Annotated in this window: 21 protein-coding genes; 9 read left to right on the top strand and 12 right to left on the bottom strand. The window is 66.1% G+C overall.

Translation table 11 applies throughout. The features are described 5' to 3' along the window. The first annotated feature begins 38 nt into the window (after positions 1–38). On the top strand, positions 39–1,361 hold the full coding sequence (locus ABC729_RS10905) for an RsmB/NOP family class I SAM-dependent RNA methyltransferase (RefSeq protein WP_495607622.1): 1,323 nt from the start codon (positions 39–41) through the stop codon (positions 1,359–1,361). 1 nt (position 1,362) lies between these two features. On the opposite strand, the gene ABC729_RS10900 is transcribed toward ABC729_RS10905, so the two are convergent. Continuing rightward, entirely contained in the window at positions 1,363–1,746 is a 384-nt protein-coding gene (locus ABC729_RS10900; RefSeq protein ID WP_495607621.1) for a YraN family protein, read from the bottom strand. Further along, positions 1,730–2,689, bottom strand: coding sequence for a 16S rRNA (cytidine(1402)-2'-O)-methyltransferase (gene rsmI, locus ABC729_RS10895; protein ID WP_495607620.1), 960 nt, complete (start codon positions 2,687–2,689; stop codon positions 1,730–1,732). The genes ABC729_RS10900 and rsmI overlap by 17 nt, the downstream gene beginning before the upstream one ends. Before the next feature lie 31 nt (positions 2,690–2,720). On the opposite strand from rsmI, the gene ABC729_RS10890 reads away from it, so the two are divergent. Both ABC729_RS10890 and ABC729_RS10885 read left to right on the top strand, forming a co-directional pair. Beyond that, a complete protein-coding gene (locus ABC729_RS10890) occupies positions 2,721–4,049 on the top strand; it encodes a penicillin-binding protein activator (RefSeq protein WP_495607619.1) in 1,329 nt (442 codons plus the stop codon). An 8-nt stretch (positions 4,050–4,057) separates the two neighbouring features. Next, positions 4,058–4,627 (top strand): L,D-transpeptidase family protein, encoded by a 570-nt coding sequence (locus ABC729_RS10885; protein ID WP_495607618.1) that lies wholly within the window; start codon positions 4,058–4,060, stop codon positions 4,625–4,627. A gap of 6 nt (positions 4,628–4,633) precedes the next feature. Here ABC729_RS10885 and ABC729_RS10880 read toward each other — a convergent pair whose 3' ends face one another. Beyond that, a complete protein-coding gene (locus ABC729_RS10880) occupies positions 4,634–5,794 on the bottom strand; it encodes an iron-containing alcohol dehydrogenase (protein ID WP_495607617.1) in 1,161 nt (386 codons plus the stop codon). Between the two features lie 176 nt (positions 5,795–5,970). Here ABC729_RS10880 and cdd point away from each other — a divergent pair, with 176 nt between their 5' ends. Next, positions 5,971–6,384, top strand: a complete 414-nt coding sequence (gene cdd / locus ABC729_RS10875) for a cytidine deaminase (RefSeq protein WP_495607616.1) — start codon at positions 5,971–5,973, stop codon at positions 6,382–6,384. 1 nt (position 6,385) lies between these two features. Further along, positions 6,386–7,165, top strand: a complete 780-nt coding sequence (deoC, locus tag ABC729_RS10870) for a deoxyribose-phosphate aldolase (protein ID WP_495607615.1) — start codon at positions 6,386–6,388, stop codon at positions 7,163–7,165. On the opposite strand, the gene modC is transcribed toward deoC, so the two are convergent. From modC to ABC729_RS10850, 4 genes are all read right to left on the bottom strand, one after another. Further along, positions 7,159–7,803, bottom strand: coding sequence for a molybdenum ABC transporter ATP-binding protein (gene modC / locus ABC729_RS10865; protein WP_495607614.1), 645 nt, complete (start codon positions 7,801–7,803; stop codon positions 7,159–7,161). The two genes, deoC and modC, sit on opposite strands and share 7 nt — an antisense overlap. Continuing rightward, entirely contained in the window at positions 7,796–8,494 is a 699-nt protein-coding gene (gene modB / locus ABC729_RS10860) for a molybdate ABC transporter permease subunit (protein ID WP_054168787.1), read from the bottom strand. The genes modC and modB overlap by 8 nt, the downstream gene beginning before the upstream one ends. Then, entirely contained in the window at positions 8,494–9,261 is a 768-nt protein-coding gene (gene modA / locus ABC729_RS10855; RefSeq protein ID WP_495607613.1) for a molybdate ABC transporter substrate-binding protein, read from the bottom strand. The genes modB and modA overlap by 1 nt, the downstream gene beginning before the upstream one ends. 280 nt (positions 9,262–9,541) lie before the next feature. Continuing rightward, on the bottom strand, positions 9,542–10,186 hold the full coding sequence (locus tag ABC729_RS10850; RefSeq protein WP_495607612.1) for a DUF938 domain-containing protein: 645 nt from the start codon (positions 10,184–10,186) through the stop codon (positions 9,542–9,544). A gap of 121 nt (positions 10,187–10,307) precedes the next feature. Here ABC729_RS10850 and fdxA point away from each other — a divergent pair, with 121 nt between their 5' ends. From fdxA to ABC729_RS10830, 4 genes are all read left to right on the top strand, one after another. Beyond that, positions 10,308–10,640 (top strand): ferredoxin FdxA, encoded by a 333-nt coding sequence (gene fdxA, locus ABC729_RS10845; RefSeq protein WP_495607611.1) that lies wholly within the window; start codon positions 10,308–10,310, stop codon positions 10,638–10,640. Between the two features lie 551 nt (positions 10,641–11,191). Continuing rightward, entirely contained in the window at positions 11,192–11,692 is a 501-nt protein-coding gene (locus ABC729_RS10840; protein ID WP_292912389.1) for a CarD family transcriptional regulator, read from the top strand. A 147-nt stretch (positions 11,693–11,839) separates the two neighbouring features. Further along, positions 11,840–12,658, top strand: coding sequence for a metallophosphoesterase family protein (locus tag ABC729_RS10835; RefSeq protein ID WP_495607610.1), 819 nt, complete (start codon positions 11,840–11,842; stop codon positions 12,656–12,658). 102 nt (positions 12,659–12,760) lie between these two features. Beyond that, positions 12,761–13,648 carry an RNA polymerase factor sigma-32 gene (locus tag ABC729_RS10830; protein WP_495607609.1) on the top strand — a complete coding sequence of 296 codons (888 nt, stop codon included), beginning with the start codon at positions 12,761–12,763 and terminating at the stop codon, positions 13,646–13,648. An 8-nt stretch (positions 13,649–13,656) separates the two neighbouring features. Here ABC729_RS10830 and ABC729_RS10825 read toward each other — a convergent pair whose 3' ends face one another. From ABC729_RS10825 to ABC729_RS10805, 5 genes are all read right to left on the bottom strand, one after another. Further along, the gene (locus tag ABC729_RS10825; RefSeq protein ID WP_495607608.1) at positions 13,657–14,427 is read right to left on the bottom strand and encodes a hypothetical protein; all 771 of its coding nucleotides are present in this window, start codon (positions 14,425–14,427) and stop codon (positions 13,657–13,659) included. Next, positions 14,424–15,704 carry a hypothetical protein gene (locus ABC729_RS10820; RefSeq protein ID WP_495607607.1) on the bottom strand — a complete coding sequence of 427 codons (1,281 nt, stop codon included), beginning with the start codon at positions 15,702–15,704 and terminating at the stop codon, positions 14,424–14,426. The genes ABC729_RS10825 and ABC729_RS10820 overlap by 4 nt, the downstream gene beginning before the upstream one ends. 158 nt (positions 15,705–15,862) lie before the next feature. Continuing rightward, entirely contained in the window at positions 15,863–16,192 is a 330-nt protein-coding gene (locus ABC729_RS10815; RefSeq protein ID WP_495607606.1) for a hypothetical protein, read from the bottom strand. Beyond that, positions 16,192–16,437: a hypothetical protein gene (locus ABC729_RS10810; protein ID WP_495607605.1), complete on the bottom strand. Its 246-nt coding sequence runs from the start codon at positions 16,435–16,437 to the stop codon at positions 16,192–16,194. The genes ABC729_RS10815 and ABC729_RS10810 overlap by 1 nt, the downstream gene beginning before the upstream one ends. Next, on the bottom strand, positions 16,437–16,604 hold the full coding sequence (locus ABC729_RS10805; protein WP_495607604.1) for a hypothetical protein: 168 nt from the start codon (positions 16,602–16,604) through the stop codon (positions 16,437–16,439). The genes ABC729_RS10810 and ABC729_RS10805 overlap by 1 nt, the downstream gene beginning before the upstream one ends. Positions 16,605–16,618: the final 14 nt, after the last annotated feature.

Genomic DNA, 16,618 nt, shown 5'->3' with positions numbered 1-16,618 from the left:
TTCGACAAGCGGGGGCGGGCAGGGTACATCCCCACGCCATGAATGATGTGACCACCAGCCCGGCCGACAGCGCGCTTGCGACGCGCGGTGTGGCCCTTGACCTTTTGTTCAACGTGCTGGCCAAGCGCGTGCCGTTTGACGACGCCTGGGACGCCAGCCGGCCTTTGCGCGCGCTGGAGCCGCGCGACCGCGCCTTTGTGCGGATGCTGGTGGCCACCACCCTGCGCCGTCTGGGCCAGATCGATGCCGCCATCCAGGGCAGCCTGAACAAGCAGGGCCAGCAGTTGAAGGCCGTGGTGCAGGACATCCTGCGGCTGGGCGCGGCCCAGCTTTTGTTCCTGGGCACGCCCGCCCATGCCGCCGTGGACACGGCGGTGGAACTGGCCGTGGCGCGCAAGCAGCATCCCTATAAGGGCCTGATCAATGCCGTTCTGCGCCGGCTGGACCGCGAACGCGTGTCGATCCTGGCGGAACAGGATGCCGGACGTCTGAACACGCCCGACTGGCTGTGGCTGTCCTGGCGCAAGACCTATGGCACCGCCCTGACCCGCGCCATTGTCGAAACGCATCTGGGTGAGGCACCGCTGGATATCACCGTGAAAGGTGATGCGGCGGCGTGGGCCGAACGGCTGGAAGCCACGGCCCTGCCCACGGGCAGCCTGCGCCGCGCCGCCGGTGGCCAGGTCACGGAACTGTCGGGCTTTGATGAGGGCGGATGGTGGGTGCAGGATGCCGCCGCCGCCATCCCCGCCCGCCTGTTCGGTGACCTGACGGGCCGTGACGCCATCGACCTGTGTGCCGCACCCGGTGGCAAGACGGCGCAGCTGGCGGCAGCCGGTGCCCGTGTTGTGGCCGTGGACCGGTCGGACAAGCGCCTGATCCGCCTGTCGGAGAATATGGCCCGCTTGGGTCTGGCGGGACAGGTGACGACGGTGGCCGCAGATGCCACCGAATGGCGACCTGATGCGCCGGTGGATGCCGTGCTTCTGGACGCCCCCTGTTCGGCCACCGGTACCATCCGCCGCCACCCCGACGTAGCGCGGCTGAAATCAGAAGAGGATGTGGAGAAGCTGGGCCGTATTCAGTCGCGCCTGCTGTACCGCGCCGTCGATATGCTGAAACCCGGCGGCACCCTGGTCTATTGCACTTGCTCGCTCCAGCCTGAGGAAGGCGAGAACCAGATCACCAATCTGCTCTACCGCCGGCCCGAGATGCAGGTGGTGCCGGTGACGGCGGAAGAGGTCGGGGGCCTGTCCGACCTGATCACTGCGGAAGGCTTTGTCCGTTGTACCCCCGGCCACCTGTCCGAAATCGGCGGTATGGACGGGTTCTTCGCGGCGCGGCTGCGGCGGGTCTCGTAAGTTACGGCCCCTCCGCCCGCCACACATCCTTTACATGCCGGGGCAGGCGGCGGGGCAGGACGGCCATCAGGTCGAAGCGGATGGCGTAATGGGCCAGATGCGGGCGGTGGGCCACGTACTGGCTGATCGCGGCATAGCGTCGGCGCCAGCTGGTGCGGGGCAGGGAGGACAGGGCCAGGACCATGTTCCGCCGCGCCTTGACCTCCACCACGGCCAGCACGTTGCGCTTGGCGGCGATGATGTCGATCTCGCCCATGGGCAGGCGCAGGCGGGTGGCCAGGATGCGGTAGCCCTTCAGCCACAGGACCAGACAGCACAGCCATTCGGCGATGCGGCCCAGCCGTTCGGCGCGACGGCGGTCAAGCTGGTCACGGGCCCGCGCCATCGCCCCCCGTCCCCAGTTGCAAGGCCCGCGCATAGACCTGTTTCTTGGGTTGGCCCGTGATGGTGGCGACATGGGCGGCGGCATCGCGCACGCTCATCCCGGCGGACAGTGCCTGTTTCAGCAGGCTGTCCATGTCGGCGGCGTCACTGGCGGCGGCCCCCTCGGCGGGCGGGCCGATGACCACTACCACCTCGCCCTTGGGCGGGCCTTTCTCGGTATAGTGGGCGGACAGGTCGGATGCCGGGCCCCGCCGCACCTCCTCAAACAGCTTGGTCAGTTCGCGTGCCACCGCCACCTCGCGGTTACCCAGGCTGGCGGCGACATCGGCCAGCATCTCGGCCAGACGCTGCGCCGACTCATAGAAGATCAGGGTGGCGGGCAGGGTGCGGAACAGCTCCAGCTCTGTCCGCCGCGCCGCCGATTTGGCGGGCAGGAAGCCGCCGAACAGGAACCGGTCGCTGGGCAGGCCCGACAGGACCAGGGCCGTGATGGCGGCATTGGCACCGGGCAGATGGGTCAGGGCAAGGCCCCTGTCCTTGGCCTCGCGCACCAGCTTGAAGCCTGGATCGCTGACCAGCGGGGTGCCGGCATCGCTGACCAGGGCGATGGCCTGTCCATTGGCCACCTTGTCCAGCAGGACCGGACGCATCTTTGCCGCGTTATGGTCATGATAGGGCAGCATACGGGTGCGGATGCCGTATCGGCGCAGCAATTTGCCGGTGACGCGCGTATCCTCGCATGCGATGGCATCGACACCGCGCAGGATGTCGAGCGCGCGCAAGGTAATGTCGCTGGCATTGCCGATAGGGGTGGCGACGATGTAAAGCCCCGCCCCAGGTTTACGGATGGCGCCGCTGCCGCTAGGCTGCGCCACCACATCATCATCGCCTTCCTCGGGGAATTCCCCGTCCAGGTCGGCGTCAAGGGTGGGTTGGTCGTCCATGCTGGGTGACGTCAAAGGGAAGGGGTTCCGAATGCGTGGGATGGAAGATCGGCGCGGGGCGTCGTGGCTGGTGACGCTGGCGGCCTGCGTCGGGCTGCTGGCGGGGTGCGCCAGCCCTGGCAGCGTACCGGCCCCGGCCCCCACCCCGCAACCCCCGCCGCAGGTGGCCCCGCCCCTCGTCACCCCGCCGCCGCCTGTGGCCGCCCAGCCGGTGGCCCCCAAGGATGACAAGGTCCGCGTCGGTCTGCTGCTGCCGCTGACGGGGGCCAATGCGGCGCTGGGGCAGTCGATGCTGGACGCCGCACAGATGGCCCTTTTTGACTTAGGCGACGATAGATTCACCCTGCTGCCCCGCGATACGCAGGGTAGCCCTGGCATCGCCGCCACTGCCGCCCAGGGTTTGATCGAGGAAGGGGCGGGCGTGATCCTGGGTCCCCTGTTCGGCGCGGAAGCCGCCGCTGTGAAGCCCGTGGCGGCGCAGGCCGGCAAGCCCGTCCTGTCCTTTTCCAGTGACTGGAACGTGGCGGGCGGCGGGGTTTGGACGCTGGGGTTCCAGCCGCAGGAACAGGTGCGGCGCGTGGTTGGACTGTCGATGGCGCGCGGCCTGATGCGGTTCGGCGTGGTGGCCCCGTCCACCCCCTATGGCGATGCGGCTGTACAGTCGCTGCGCGAGGCGGTCGAACAGGCGGGTGGGACCGTGACCAAGGTCGAACGCTACACGGCGGGTGCCACCAACCTGACCGAACTGGTCAAGAACCTGTCGGATTTCGATCAGCGGCAGGCGGCGCTGGGCGCCGAACGGGCACGCCTGACCGCACTGGGCGATCCCGAGTCGCTGGCAGCCCTGCGCCGCCTGTCCAATGCCGACACGTTCGGGCCGCTGCCGTTTGATGCCGTGCTGATTGCCGAAGGCGGGCAGACCTTGCGTGAACTGGCGGCCCTGTTCCCCTTCTTCGATATCGATCCGGGTCCCGTCCGCATGCTGGGCACCGGCCTGTGGGACGAGGCGGGGCTGGGCCGGGAGGCGGCGCTGGTCGGCGGCTGGTTCGCGGCCCCTGCCCCGGAAGGGCGCGACGCGTTCGAAGCGCGGTTCCAGCAGACCTTCGGTTACCGCCCGCACCGTCTGGCCACCCTGGCCTATGATGCCACTGCGCTGGCGGCTGTGCTGGCCAAGGGGGGGACGGGGTTCACGGTTCCGGCCCTGACCAATGCCAATGGCTTTGCCGGGGCGGAGGGGATTTTCCGCCTGCTGCCCACCGGTACGGCCGAACGCGGGCTGGCCGTGATGGAGGTGACGCGCACCGGCACGACGCCCGTCGACCCCGCCCCGCAAAGCTTTGTTCCCGTCCCGACCTCGTGAGGGTGCCGATGGATATCCATGTCGCCAAGGCCGCCGATGGCCAGCATGTCCTGACCTGGGACGGTACCAGCGTGTGCTGTGCCGTGGGGCGGACGGGGATTCGGCTGGATAAGCGGGAAGGGGACGGGGGAACGCCTGTCGGGGCCTTCACCCTGCGCCGGGTCCTGTACCGCGCCGACCGGTTGGCCCCGCCGATGACGGGGTTGCCCGTATCGGTGATCAACCGCGACGATGGCTGGTGCGATGACCCCGCCCATCCCGATTATAACCGCCCGGTCAAGCTTCCCTTTGCGGCCAGCCGGGAGGAGCTTTGGCTGGACAGCCTTGTCTACGACATCATCGTCATCCTGGGTCACAATGACGATCCGCCTGTGCCGGGCATGGGCAGTGCTGTGTTCTTCCACCTGACCGACGCGGAGTATGGCCCCACGGCGGGCTGCGTGGCGGTGCAGCTTTCCGACATGCTGCCCATCCTGGCGGCGGCCAAACCGGGCGACCGCATGGTCATCGCGCCGTCGCCACAGGCGATGGCGGCGTGTGATCCGGCAGGTGGACGGGGGCCGGACTGTTTCCTCTAAGCCGGGTCACCCCCAGCTTTCGCGATACAGGGCCACCATCTCGGCCGCGCTGGGCACGCGTGGATTGTTGTTGGGGCTGCCCGACGCCAGGGCCTGTTCAGCCATGGTCGTCAGCGACGCCTCCCAGCGCGCGGGATTGATGCCGTACTGTCTGGGTGTGGGGACCTTCAGGTCTTCGTTCAGGCGGCGCAGGGCTGCAACCAACTCGCCCGCCGCCGCTTCGTCATCCTGTCCAGGCTCCGCCGCCCCAATGGCGCGGGCGCAGTCGGCATAGCGGGTGATGGCGCTTGGCAGTGACCAGGCCGTGACGGCGGGCAGCAGCATGGCGTTGGACAGGCCGTGCGGCACATGAAAGAAGGCGCCGATGGGCCGGCTCATCCCATGCACCAGGGCGACCGACGCGTTGGAAAAGGCCATGCCGGCCAGCGTGGCCCCCAGCATCATATTCTCCCGCGCGGCCCGGTCGTTGGGGTCGGCACAGGCGGTGCGAATCCAGGGCGCGATACGGCCCATGGCGGCAATGGCCATGGCATCGGTGAAGGGGCTGGCCTTCACACTGACATAGGCCTCGATGGCGTGGGTCAGGGCGTCAATGCCGGTATCGGCGGTCAGGCGAGGCGGGCAGGACAGGGTCAGTTCATAATCGATGATGGCGGCGGCGGGCACCAGACCCGGCCCCGCAATCAGCATCTTTTCCTCCGTTTCGGTGTCGGTGATGACGGTAAAGCGCGTCACCTCTGACCCGGTGCCGGCGGTGGTGGGGATGGCGATGACGGGCATGCCGGGCGTCGGGATCGGGCTCGGCACCTTGTAATCGCGCATGCGACCGCCATTGGCGGCCAGCACGGCCATGGCCTTGGCGGTGTCGATGGGCGACCCGCCGCCCAGTGCGATCATCCCGTCATAACCACCTTCGCGCAGCAGGGCGGCACCGGCGGCAATCACGTCCGTGGTCGGGTCCGGCACCGTGTCGGCGAACAGGCCGGGTGCAAGGCCAGCCGCCAGCAACGGGGCCAGCAGCCGGTCGGCGTGGCCATGGTCGCGCATGAAGGGATCGGTGACCAGCAGGGGCCGCCGCACACCCAGCCGGGCCAGAACCCCCGCCAGCCGCTGCACAGCCCCGCCGCCGATTTCCATGATGGGTGGCACCAGGATGGTGGCGATCATCGTCTGCTCCCCGCCTTGTCGTATTTACGCCCCGCATGTTCGGCCCAGACGGCAGGCTTGCCAAGTGTCGGCTGCCGGGATTGGCACATCAGGTGATGAGGTCTGTTCATGTATGGAACGCGGCTGCCCGAGCGCCTATGCTGCCCCCCTGACCATTCCGATCTTTCAAGGTTCCCATGACCAGTCCCGCCCCCGACCTGTTCGCCGCCGCTATTGCCGCCCGCGCCCACTCCCATTCCCCCTATTCGGGGTTTAAGGTGGGGGCGGCCATCCGGTCGGAAAGTGGCCGCATTCATGCCGGCTGCAATGTCGAGAATGCCGCCTATCCGCAGGGCCAATGTGCCGAGGCCACGGCCATCGGCCTGATGGTGGCGTCGGGCGACCGCCGTATTGTGGAGATCGTGGTTGTGGGCGGGGAGGCCGGGTCCGGCGTGATGTGTACGCCCTGCGGCGGCTGCCGCCAGCGTATCCGGGAATTTGCCGGCCCTGACACGCCCATCCATGTCCATGACGCGGGCAGCCACCGCCGCAGCTTCACACTGGGGGAGCTGCTGCCCTTCAGCTTTGGTCCTGACAATCTGGGTTTCTGATATGTCCGGTATCGAAATGACCATTGAAGACGCTGCCAGACGCGTCCTGCCGCTGCTGGACCTGACCAGTTTGAATGAGGCGGATGACGCGGACAGCACCGCCGCCCTGTGTGCCAAGGCGGTGACGCCGGCGGGGAATGTGGCGGCGGTCTGCCTCTGGCCGTCATTTGTTCCGCAGGCGAAACAAGTGCTGATCGGCAGCGGGGTGAAGGTCGCGACCGTGGTCAACTTCCCCGGCGGGTCGCTGCCGGCGGAGAAGGTCGTGGCCCAGATTGCCCGCGCGCTGGCCGATGGCGCGGACGAGATCGACGTGGTCATGCCCTATGCCGCCATCATGGCCGGCATGGGCGGGGACCAGCGGGCAGCCGATCATCTGGCCGCCTGCCGGGAGGCGTGCGGGACCGCGACCATGAAGGTCATCCTGGAAAGCGGGGCGCTGGCCAAGCCGGCCCTGATCGAACGGGCCGCCCAGGTGGCCGTGGCCGCTGGAGCGGATTTTCTGAAGACCTCCACGGGCAAGGTGCCGGCGGGGGCCACCCTGGGTGCGGCGCGCATCATGCTGACTGCCTGCCGCGAGGCCGGGCGGCCCGTCGGCTTCAAGGCGTCGGGCGGTATCCGCGATGTCGAGACGGCAGCCCAATATCTGGCCCTGGCGGATGAGATCTGCGGGCCGGGCTGGGCATCGCCCGCCACCTTCCGCTTTGGCGCGTCGGGCCTGCTGGACGCGTTGCTGGGTGATCTCGGCCAGGGGCCGACGGTGACGGTGACAGCGGGCTACTGATCCGCCGTCACCACGCCCTGGTCGACCCGCAGCCATGCCGTCGCCAGGGTCGCCACCTCTTCGCGCTGGTGCGTGACATAGAGCATGGGCAGGCCCGTGCCATCGCGCAGGCGCTGCAGGTAGGGCAGCAGTTCCGCCTTGCGGGCGGGGTCCAGGGCCGACAGTGGTTCATCCAGCAGCAGCAGCGACGGGTTGGACAGGAGCGCCCGCCCGATGGCCACCCGCTGCCGTTCCCCACCCGACAGGTCGCGCGGGCGGCGATGCAGCAGGGGGGCGATGTCCAGCAGATCGATGATGGTATCCAGCGATGGCCCGGCCCGCCCGCGCCCGCCGAACAGCCTTCCGTAGAGAAGATTGTGGCGGACGTTCAGGTGGGGGAACAGGCGCGCTTCCTGAAATACCTGCCCGACATGGCGGCGGTGCGGGGGCAGCCAGATGCGCTGTCCTGTATCGACCAGGACCTTGCCGTCCAACACGATCCGCCCCGCGGAGGGCCGGGTCAGGCCGGCGATCAGGGACAGCAGCGTGGTCTTGCCGGCCCCCGACGGGCCGGTGATGGCCGTGACGCCGGGGCCGATGGACAGGTCGGCGGAGAGCGTGAAACTCCCGATCCGGTGGGTCAGCGACAGGTCAAGCATCCCGCCCCTCCACCCGCCGGCGCACGCGCCGCGCCAGAAGCTCGCTGGCCGTGACCGCGATGATGGCGATCAATGCTGCGACCAGGGTCAGGCGCAGGGCCGCCGCGTCGCCGCCCGGCACCTGCGTCAGACCATAGATGGCCGCCGGCAGGGTCTGGGTCACGCCGGGAATGGCGGCGACAAAGGTGATGGTGGCTCCGAATTCGCCCAACGCCTTGGCAAAGCACAGGATGGCGCCGGACAGGATGCCGGGCAGGGACAAAGGCAGGGTCACGGTCAGGAACACGGCCCAGGGCGGGGCACCCAACCCTGCTGCCGCATCCTCCAGCCGCGTATCCACCGCCTCCATCGAAAGCCGAATGGCGCGGACCAGCAGGGGGAAGGCCATGACCGAACAGGCCAGCACGGCCCCGGTCCAGTTGAAGGCGAAGACAATCCCGAATTCGGCCAGCACCTGCCCCACCGGCCCCTTGCGCCCGAACAGCAGCAGCAGCAGGTAGCCCGTCACGACCGGCGGCAGAACCAGGGGCAGATGCACCAGCGCGTCCAAGAGGATACGCCCCGGAAAGGACCGACGGGCCAGCAGCCATGCGACCAGAATGCCCGGTCCCAGGCTGACGGCGGTGGCCCAGCAGGCCACCTTTACCGACAGCCAGATGGCCGTCATTTCCTCCGCCGTGAAGGTCCCCATTATTTGGTCAGCACCGTAAAGCCCTGATTGATGAAGTGACGCCGCCCTTCCTCCGTCCTCAGGAAGTCCAGCAGCGGCTGGGCGGCGGCCTTGTCCGCGCCCTTCAGCAGCGCCACAGGATACTCAATCGGCGCGTGGCTGTCGGCGGGGAAGATGCCGACAATGGCCACGCCGGGTTCAACCCGCGCGTCGGTCGCATAGACGATGCCGGCCCCGGCCTCCCCCCGCGCCACCAATGCCAGAGCCGCGCGGACATTTTCAGCAGGTGCCAGCTTGTCCGACACCTTTGACCACAGGCCCAGCTTGGTCAGCGCCGCCTTGGCATAGCGACCGGCGGGCACGGCATTGACATCGCCCACGGCCAGTCGCTTGCCGTTCAGCATGGATGTCAGGTCCAAACTGCTATCAATGGTCAGCCGTCGTGCCTGTGATCGCTCCATCACCATCACCAGCTGATTGCCCAGGAAGGTGAAGCGGCTGTCGGCCTGCACCAGCCCGGCCTTGCCCAGATAATCCACCCAGTCCTGATCGGCCGAGATGAAGATATCCGCCGGTGCCCCCGCCTCAATCTGTCTGGCCAGGGCCGAACTGGCGGCATAGGCGGCGGTGGCGCTGTTACCCGATTGCGCCTTGTAGGTCAGCAGCGCCTCATCCAATGCCGTTTTCAGGCTGGCGGCGGCATAGACCGTCACGTCCTTCGCCATGGACGGGGGCACCAGCAGCAGCGACAGCGCGACCATAAGCGAGGAAAGGCGGAAACGGGCCATGATACATCCTGACCTGAAGGCGGTGAGCAGCAGATTATCGTTATGTCTGGTGAAATACAACGAGACTGTTGACCGGCGTCCGGGTCCCGCTTTCGCCGGGGAAAGCCGTTCTACGCAACCAAGTGAAACATAAAAACGCAGCGTGTTTCACCGCCCAGCCCTTTCCTGCTTCGAAAGCCGGTGGCATCGAATGGCGCAGATACGGGAATGGCGTTTAGAGGGCGATGATAGCAGGCAAGGGGCAGAAAGTCAGTAATTCCGCCGCTTTTGATTGCCGGTTTCACCCGCGTCGGAACACCAGGGTCAGGTTGTTGGCCGGCATCTCGATAATCGCTGGCATCGTGAAGCCGTTGGCGGCGGCGAGGTCCATCACCGTCTCCAGGTCGCGCACGCCCCAAGCCGGGTTACGGGCCTTCAGGTCGGCGTCGAAGGCGGCGTTGCTGTCGGCGGTGTGCTGTCCGCCGCGTTTATAGGGACCGTACAGGCAGAGTGGCGCGCCGGCGCGCAGGAGACGACCGGCCCCCGTGAACAGGCCGATGGCCGCGTCCCAGGGGGCGATATGGATCATGTTGACGCACAGGATGGCATCAGGCTGAACCGCAGGCCAGTCGTCAGGGGCGGCAGCGTTCAGGGCCAGCGGTGGGCGCAGATTGGGCAGGGCCGCCTCGGCCATCCAGGCGCGAATGCTGGCCAACGCGTCGTCATCGGGGTCACTGGGCTGGAATGTCAGGGCGGGCAGGTTTTCGGCCAGGAAAACCGCATGTTCCCCACTGCCGCTGGCGATTTCCAGCAGCAGGCCGGTTTCCGGCAGGTGCGGGCGCAGCGCGTCCAACAAGGGCTGACGGTTACGCAGGGTGGCGGGGGCGTGGCGTTTTTCGTCGGTCATCATGGCAGCAAAGGTAGGCGGCGGCGGCCGGCGCGCCAAGCCCATTTCGCCCGCGCATGCCGGGTCAGACCAAGCGGGCAGTTGCGCGCGCCCCCTGGATTGTCTACCTCTGCCACTGATCAAACCCGTCGCGCGCGCCACGTTTTTTGGAGTTCCGGGGATGCCCTACGTCGTTACCGAGGCCTGCATCAAGTGCAAGTACACCGACTGCGTTGAAGTCTGCCCCGTGGACTGCTTCTACGAGGGTGAGAATACGCTGGTCATCCATCCCGATGAATGCATCGATTGCGGCGTGTGCGAGCCGGAATGCCCGGCCGAGGCCATTTTGCCCGACACCGACCCGCGCGCCGAACAGTGGCTGGCCATGAACCGCGAATATGCCGGTCAGTGGCCCGTCATCAACCGCCGCAAGGACCCGCTGCCCGACGCTGACGACTGGAAGGGCGTGCCCGACAAGTTTGCCAAGCATTTCAGCCCCAAGCCGGGGAAGTAAGAGTCTACCTGTTCCCTCAGGCGCCGGGCGGGCGCATCCGCGCCCTTGGCTTATGGCGCACGAGCGCCGGGCTGGCAGTCGCCAGCCTGTTTTCCCTCAGGCACCGGGCGGGCGCATCCGCGCCCTTGGCTTGCGGCGCACGAGCGCCGGGCTGGCAGTCGCCAGCCTGTTTTTCCCGCAGGCACCGGGCGGCGGCATCCGCCGCCCTCGGTAGTTTGATGGAAGCCCGTGAGGGGGCCGCCGGCAAAAAATGTTGACCGGCGGTTAAGAAGTCCGCTATTGCCCATGCGATGGGCGCATGACCGACATAACGCGCCCTGCGCGGAACTTATGGCGAACAACGCGTTCCGCCTCTGTCATGTGGACGTAATATCGACTATATTCGATCAAGCGAGGATCGGCACGGCGCCCGTGATCGTGGCTTGATGTGCCGACCGCTTTCGCCATCGCAGTGTTTCGTCAGGAGAGGTCCCGCCGCCTGTGTGGTCGGGGCCCCTATCATTTTTGTTCCCGTGGCGCGCAGCCCCGCGCGGAAGAAGAGAGCAACCGACATGTCCGAAAGCCTAGATTTCATCACCGGAGATCACGTTGTGTATCCGGCCCACGGTGTGGGCCAGATCATCGGGATCGAAACCCACAGCATCGCCGACATGAGCGTGACGCTGTACGCCATCCAGTTTGAAAAGGAACGGATGACGTTGAAGGTTCCGGTGGCGAAGGCCAAGGCCTCCGGCCTGCGCCGCCTGTCCACCAAGGACCGGATCAAGGCCGCCATGGAGACCCTGCAGGGTCCCAGCAAGATCAAGCGCATCATGTGGAGCCGCCGCGCCCAGGAATATGAAGCGAAGATCAACTCCGGTGATCCGGTTTCCATCGCGGAAGTCGTGCGCGACCTGTATCGCGGCGAGGACCAGTCCGACCAGTCCTACAGCGAGCGTCAGATTTATCATGCCGCCTTGGAGCGTCTGGCCCGTGAGCTGGCCGTTGTCGAGAAGATCGACGAGCGCAAGGCCACCGAGAAGCTGGAAGCCGTGCTAAGCAAGGCGGCCTGATCGGGGTACACCTACAAGATCAAGCATCCCGCTGTTAAAAAATCGGGATATTTAGTATGTAGGGGGCGTTCACAGGCTGAACGCCCCTTTTTTTGCACCGCCGCACGCCCTACACTGCCTGCGCGAGGAAGAAGCTGTCGGGTCCCCATGTCGGATGATCGCAAATACGCTTTGCTGGGTCGGCCACGCCGCGTGTGGGCGGTGGGCGCCATCCATGGCGAGGCGACGCGTCTGGCGGCCCTGCATGATGATGTCGGCAAGCGCTTTCTGCCCGGTGACCGTCTGGTTTATCTGGGCAATATGATCGGCCGGGGTGCGGCCGTGCGCGAGACCATTGAGGAATTGCTGTCCTTCCGGCGCGAGATCATGGCGCGGCGCGGTGTCGTGGCAACCGATATCGTGTATCTGCGCGGCGGGCAGGAGGAGATGTGGCAGAAGCTGTTGCAGCTTCAGTTCGCGCCCGACCCCGCCGCCGTGCTGCAATGGATGATCGGGCAGGGGCTGGATACCACGCTGGCCGCCTATGGCGGCAATGCGCAATATGGGTTGGTGTCTGCCAAGGAAGGGGCCGTCACGCTGGCCCGCTGGACCGGGGAGCTGCGCGCCGCGCTGCGCGCCGCACCGGGGCATGACAATCTGCTGAGTGCGGTGCGCCGCTGCGCCTATACCAGTGCCGTGGATGGGGCGCCGACGGACCTGCTGTTCGTCAATGCCGGGCTGGACCCGGCCAAGCCGCTGCATATGCAGGCCGACATTTTCTGGTGGGGTGGCAGTTCGTTCGCCCGCATCACGGAACCCTATAATGGTTTCCGCCGCGTCGTGCGCGGCTATGACCCAACCCATGGGCCGGGCCCGACCGTCACCGACCATACGGCCAGCCTGGATGGTGGGGCCGGTTTTGGTGGTCGCCTGATCTGCGCCTGCTTCGCGCCCGATGGCCGGATGCTGGAACTGGCCGAAGCCTGAAAAATTTCGGTGCCGGTGATCCAACCGGTTCCCCCCTCCGTACCAAGGATCAAACAAGGGCACATGCCCTTTCCCCCTTGATCCAGCGACGGAGAGTGAGCGATGGCATCCATCGACGATCCTGAAACCCAGCGTGCCAACCTGGCTTTCATCCGTGCGTCGATGAAAGAACCGCTGCTGGCCCGCGACCACGAGCTGGATCTGGCCCGCCGCTGGCGGGAGAAGGGGGACGAAAAGGCCCTGCACGAACTGGTGCGGTCCTATACCCGCCTCGTCATCTCCACCGCCACGCGTTTCCGCCATTACGGCATTCCCATGGGTGATCTGGTGCAGGAAGGCAATGTCGGCCTGATGCAGGCGGCGGGCCGGTTCGAGCCGGAACGCGATGTCCGCTTCTCCACCTACGCCGCGTGGTGGATCCGGTCCGCCATGCAGGACCATATCCTGCGCAACTGGTCCATCGTGCGGACGGGCACCACGGCAGCGCAGAAGTCGCTGTTCTTCAACCTGCGCCGCCTGCGCGCCAAGATCGCCGACAATCCCTCCTCCGAGCATCTGTCCACCGATGCGCGTCAGCAGATCGCGGTCGAACTGGATATTGATGCGCGGGAGGTGGAGACGATGGAGATGCGGCTGGCCGCCTGCGACCAGTCGTTGAACGCCACCATGGCCATGGATGGTGAGGCGGAATGGCAGGACATCCTGCCCGACAGCCGCCCCAACCCGGAGGATGTGGTGATCGGCATGCGCGACGGGCGCATGCGGTCCAAATGGCTGGCCGAAGCGCTGGGCGAACTGTCGCCGCGCGAACGCCAGATCATCGCCGAACGCCGACTGCGCGATGAGGGGGCGACGCTGGAAGAACTGGGCCGCGTGCTTGGCGTGTCCAAGGAACGCGTCCGCCAGTTGGAAAGCCGGGCCATGAACAAGCTGCGCGCCAGCATGATGAAGCGCGTGGCCGATGGGCGCGATCTGTTGATGGAGGCGTGAGGGGGGCGTTACTCCCCCTGACCCCCATACCACAAGCCTATGCTGATATTGCTGGCCCCGCTGGCCCTCAGATAGGCGGTCCAGAAATCCCGCACCCGGTTTTCCACGGGGCGGGACAGGGCCTTGCGACCGGGGTCATGGCCCCGGCCAAAGCCGAACATGTCGACCTGCACCTGTGACAGGGGAGCCAGAAGCCGTTGATCGGTGACGGTGCGCAGGTTCTTGGCGGGCGGCCCCTCCGACAGGGACGTGTAGGGCAGCACATCGGAATGTTCCAGAAGATCGGAAAAGACGATCATCCGGTTCAGGCCGCGCGGTTTCCAGCTGTCTGCGACAGTATCGATGGTGCGCAGGATTTCGGAGCGGGGATAAGCCTGCTTTTCCTTCAGCATGCCGATCAGGACCTGCGCCAGCCGGCGCTTGAACTCCCGGTTTTCCGCCTTGGCGACGGTCGGCTTGCAAGTGGCCATGATCCAGTCCGTCAGGCCGCCGCCTTCGGGACAACCGGGCACGCATTCCTCAAACTTGCGGGCTGACGCCGCGTAATCGTCGGTGATGGTATGGACCACCAGCCGGTCACCGGGCTTCAACTCGCCCACGAACCGGTCCAGCCCCGCGATCAGGATGTCGATATCCTGCTGATCATATGGGGTGGTGCGGTCCACCAGCAGGGCGACGGTGCCTGTGCCCAGCTTGCAGTAATCCTGCCGTGCGGCCAGGGCGGCGGGTGCCAGACCGGCCAGCAGGACCAGCAGAAGCAGGAACCGGCCCAGCCTCATCCCCGCACCGCCCGCAGCAATTGCGCGCTGATCTGCAGGGCCGACGGGATGTCGCGCAGGCAGGCGGGCGTGCCGTCGCTGCGGGCGCGCAGATTGCCGATGCGGTAATTGATCAACCGGTTATGGCTGTTCATACCCAGCTGGCGCAGGCTCTGCTCATAATCGGCGCCGGCGGATTTGCGGTCGGCCTGGATGGTGGCGATGTCCTTTTCCAGCTGTTCGATCTGCCGGTTCAATGCTGCGATCATGTCGTCATATTTGCGGGTCGCCTGCATGCGCTGCTTGTTATAGTCGGTTTCCCGGCCGGTCACGCGCTTGCGGGCCTTTTCGGCCTTGCGGGTCAAGCGCTCATAATCCGGGTGCGGATCATGCCGCACAAAGGACGCGACGACGCCCACCGTCAGGATCACCAGATTGATGACCAGCAGGGTCCAGCCGGCGGAACCGAGTTCCGTACCGGTCACCTGTGCCGCCGTGCTGGTCAAATCGCCCTGGCGCAGCAGATCGGCGAAGGAGCTATTCGTATCCGCCTCCAGCAGGCGCAGAAAATGCTCGCGCACCGCCGCGATGAAATAGACCAGCGTGCCCGACAGGCCGGCGAGCACGGCGGCACCGGTGTAGTAGGACAGCCGCGCCTGCATCCGTTCATGCTGGTTCGCCTGTTTCAGCCACAGGCCGATGAAATGCGCGAACAGGGCCAGTACCCCGCCGATGATCAGCGAGATGAACAGGGACAGAAGCGGCGTTTCCTGAAAGAAGAACTCGAACGCCATGCGGTTGACCGGCACCTCCGCCAGACAGACCAGCAGCATCAGGAACGGATAGGCCCAGACCATGGAGACACGCAGGGGCCGGGCCAGTTCCGCCTGCAATTTGGCGACGGCGGCGACGGCCTCCGCCTTGCGTTCGGTCAGGTCGCGGAATTCGGGGCTGTCGGGGCCAACCTTGTGCGACAGGTCGTTCAGGGCGCGCTGCTTCTCATCCTGCAGGGTGCGGCGGCGGTTGACCAGATCCTCGTCGCGTTCCTTCAGCTTCTGCTGCTCGGCGATATCCAGTTCCGACAGGTAGGCCAGGCGCGCCTTCTCATAGGCGGCGAAATCGGCTGTGACCTGGGCCAAAACCTGATCCTGCACGGGGTTCTGCGGCGCATCCAGCGGCGGAAAGCCCTTCTCCCCGTCGCGGGCCCCGCGCGTCTCATCCGCGCGGCGCTCGCTGTCGCTATAGCTCAGATGCCGGCCGATATGCATGTCGGCCATCTGCTTCACCCGGTTCGCCATTCCGCTCCCCCGAAGGTCGAGGCGTGGTGCCCCTTTGAGGAAAAGAGCATTTCATGTCGATTATGGGGCGGCAAGGACGGGGCCGGGCCGGAAGGGGCCATTTAAGCCGATTTCCGGGAGGCCTTCCGCCATGATCTGGACGGATTTGGGGGGACCCCTCAGGTATCGACCCTGAAATACCCCTTGATTGATGTGGCGTTACGGACGGCAATCTGGATATGGGTCTTCTGTTTGAAACCGCTGCCGGGGAACAACTCCGTTCCTTCGGTGAACAGGCCCCGGACGGAGTCGAAGCGTGCAGTTGTGCTATCAATTGAGGCGTGAAGGCGGCGGATGACGGCGCAATCCAGAAACCGGAGAAGCCGATCCTTGTCCTTATCATGGGCCCGGCGGTTTCCCGGCAAAGGGCCCAGGTTCGGATCGGCGTCGTGCGTTTCCCGCAAGGATTCATAGGCGAGGGCGAGCAGGTTCAGGCTTTCGCGGGACATCAGATCCCGACAGTTACCCAGATCGATGATAGCAATGGCTCTGCCAGCTTGCCACGATGAGCCTTGTCCTCTGCCCATTCACGGGCACGAACCGGATCGGCCTCCCAGAAGTAGATGCCGGGTCCTAGCCAGTCGTATTTCTGTTCGCTGGCGTTCAGGACGCTGTTGCCATTCAGAACGGCTTCACCAACCGCTCTTTCACATCCATGATACCCAAGAACAAAGGCAGTTTGCAGCCGGCTCATCAGGAGGCTGTCGTCTGCTCTTCGCGGTAATTGGCGTTCAATTTGCCGTCGCGATCATAGATACCTTCGCGAACCAAGGTCTTACGGGCCTGCTGTGCCGATGCAGTCGCCTTGCGGGTATATTCCGCCAGCGCGTCCTTGATGGTTTCAAACTGGGTCTTGGTCATTTCTGAACTCCAAT

The organism is Niveispirillum sp. CC-CTL257 (assembly GCF_059489915.1).
The sequence above is the reverse complement of the archived record's forward strand: the minus strand, read 5'-3'. Positions and strand labels throughout refer to the sequence as shown.

Excerpts from the sequence above, each read along its gene's own strand:
- cdd (WP_495607616.1), top strand. The coding sequence starts at position 5,971 with ATGACCAGTCCCGCCCCCGACCTGTTCGCCGCCGCTATTGCCGCCCGC.
- ABC729_RS10820 (WP_495607607.1), bottom strand. The coding sequence starts at position 15,704 with ATGGCGAACCGGGTGAAGCAGATGGCCGACATGCATATCGGCCGGCAT.
- fdxA (WP_495607611.1), top strand. The coding sequence starts at position 10,308 with ATGCCCTACGTCGTTACCGAGGCCTGCATCAAGTGCAAGTACACCGAC.
- ABC729_RS10810 (WP_495607605.1), bottom strand. The coding sequence starts at position 16,437 with ATGAGCCGGCTGCAAACTGCCTTTGTTCTTGGGTATCATGGATGTGAA.
- ABC729_RS10835 (WP_495607610.1), top strand. The coding sequence starts at position 11,840 with ATGTCGGATGATCGCAAATACGCTTTGCTGGGTCGGCCACGCCGCGTG.
- modC (WP_495607614.1), bottom strand. The coding sequence starts at position 7,803 with ATGCTTGACCTGTCGCTGACCCACCGGATCGGGAGTTTCACGCTCTCC.
- ABC729_RS10900 (WP_495607621.1), bottom strand. The coding sequence starts at position 1,746 with ATGGCGCGGGCCCGTGACCAGCTTGACCGCCGTCGCGCCGAACGGCTG.
- ABC729_RS10805 (WP_495607604.1), bottom strand. The coding sequence starts at position 16,604 with ATGACCAAGACCCAGTTTGAAACCATCAAGGACGCGCTGGCGGAATAT.
- ABC729_RS10890 (WP_495607619.1), top strand. The coding sequence starts at position 2,721 with ATGCGTGGGATGGAAGATCGGCGCGGGGCGTCGTGGCTGGTGACGCTG.
- ABC729_RS10830 (WP_495607609.1), top strand. The coding sequence starts at position 12,761 with ATGGCATCCATCGACGATCCTGAAACCCAGCGTGCCAACCTGGCTTTC.
- ABC729_RS10880 (WP_495607617.1), bottom strand. The coding sequence starts at position 5,794 with ATGATCGCCACCATCCTGGTGCCACCCATCATGGAAATCGGCGGCGGG.
- ABC729_RS10825 (WP_495607608.1), bottom strand. The coding sequence starts at position 14,427 with ATGAGGCTGGGCCGGTTCCTGCTTCTGCTGGTCCTGCTGGCCGGTCTG.
- ABC729_RS10840 (WP_292912389.1), top strand. The coding sequence starts at position 11,192 with ATGTCCGAAAGCCTAGATTTCATCACCGGAGATCACGTTGTGTATCCG.
- rsmI (WP_495607620.1), bottom strand. The coding sequence starts at position 2,689 with ATGGACGACCAACCCACCCTTGACGCCGACCTGGACGGGGAATTCCCC.
- modA (WP_495607613.1), bottom strand. The coding sequence starts at position 9,261 with ATGGCCCGTTTCCGCCTTTCCTCGCTTATGGTCGCGCTGTCGCTGCTG.
- ABC729_RS10905 (WP_495607622.1), top strand. The coding sequence starts at position 39 with ATGAATGATGTGACCACCAGCCCGGCCGACAGCGCGCTTGCGACGCGC.
- modB (WP_054168787.1), bottom strand. The coding sequence starts at position 8,494 with ATGGGGACCTTCACGGCGGAGGAAATGACGGCCATCTGGCTGTCGGTA.
- ABC729_RS10885 (WP_495607618.1), top strand. The coding sequence starts at position 4,058 with ATGGATATCCATGTCGCCAAGGCCGCCGATGGCCAGCATGTCCTGACC.
- deoC (WP_495607615.1), top strand. The coding sequence starts at position 6,386 with ATGTCCGGTATCGAAATGACCATTGAAGACGCTGCCAGACGCGTCCTG.
- ABC729_RS10815 (WP_495607606.1), bottom strand. The coding sequence starts at position 16,192 with ATGTCCCGCGAAAGCCTGAACCTGCTCGCCCTCGCCTATGAATCCTTG.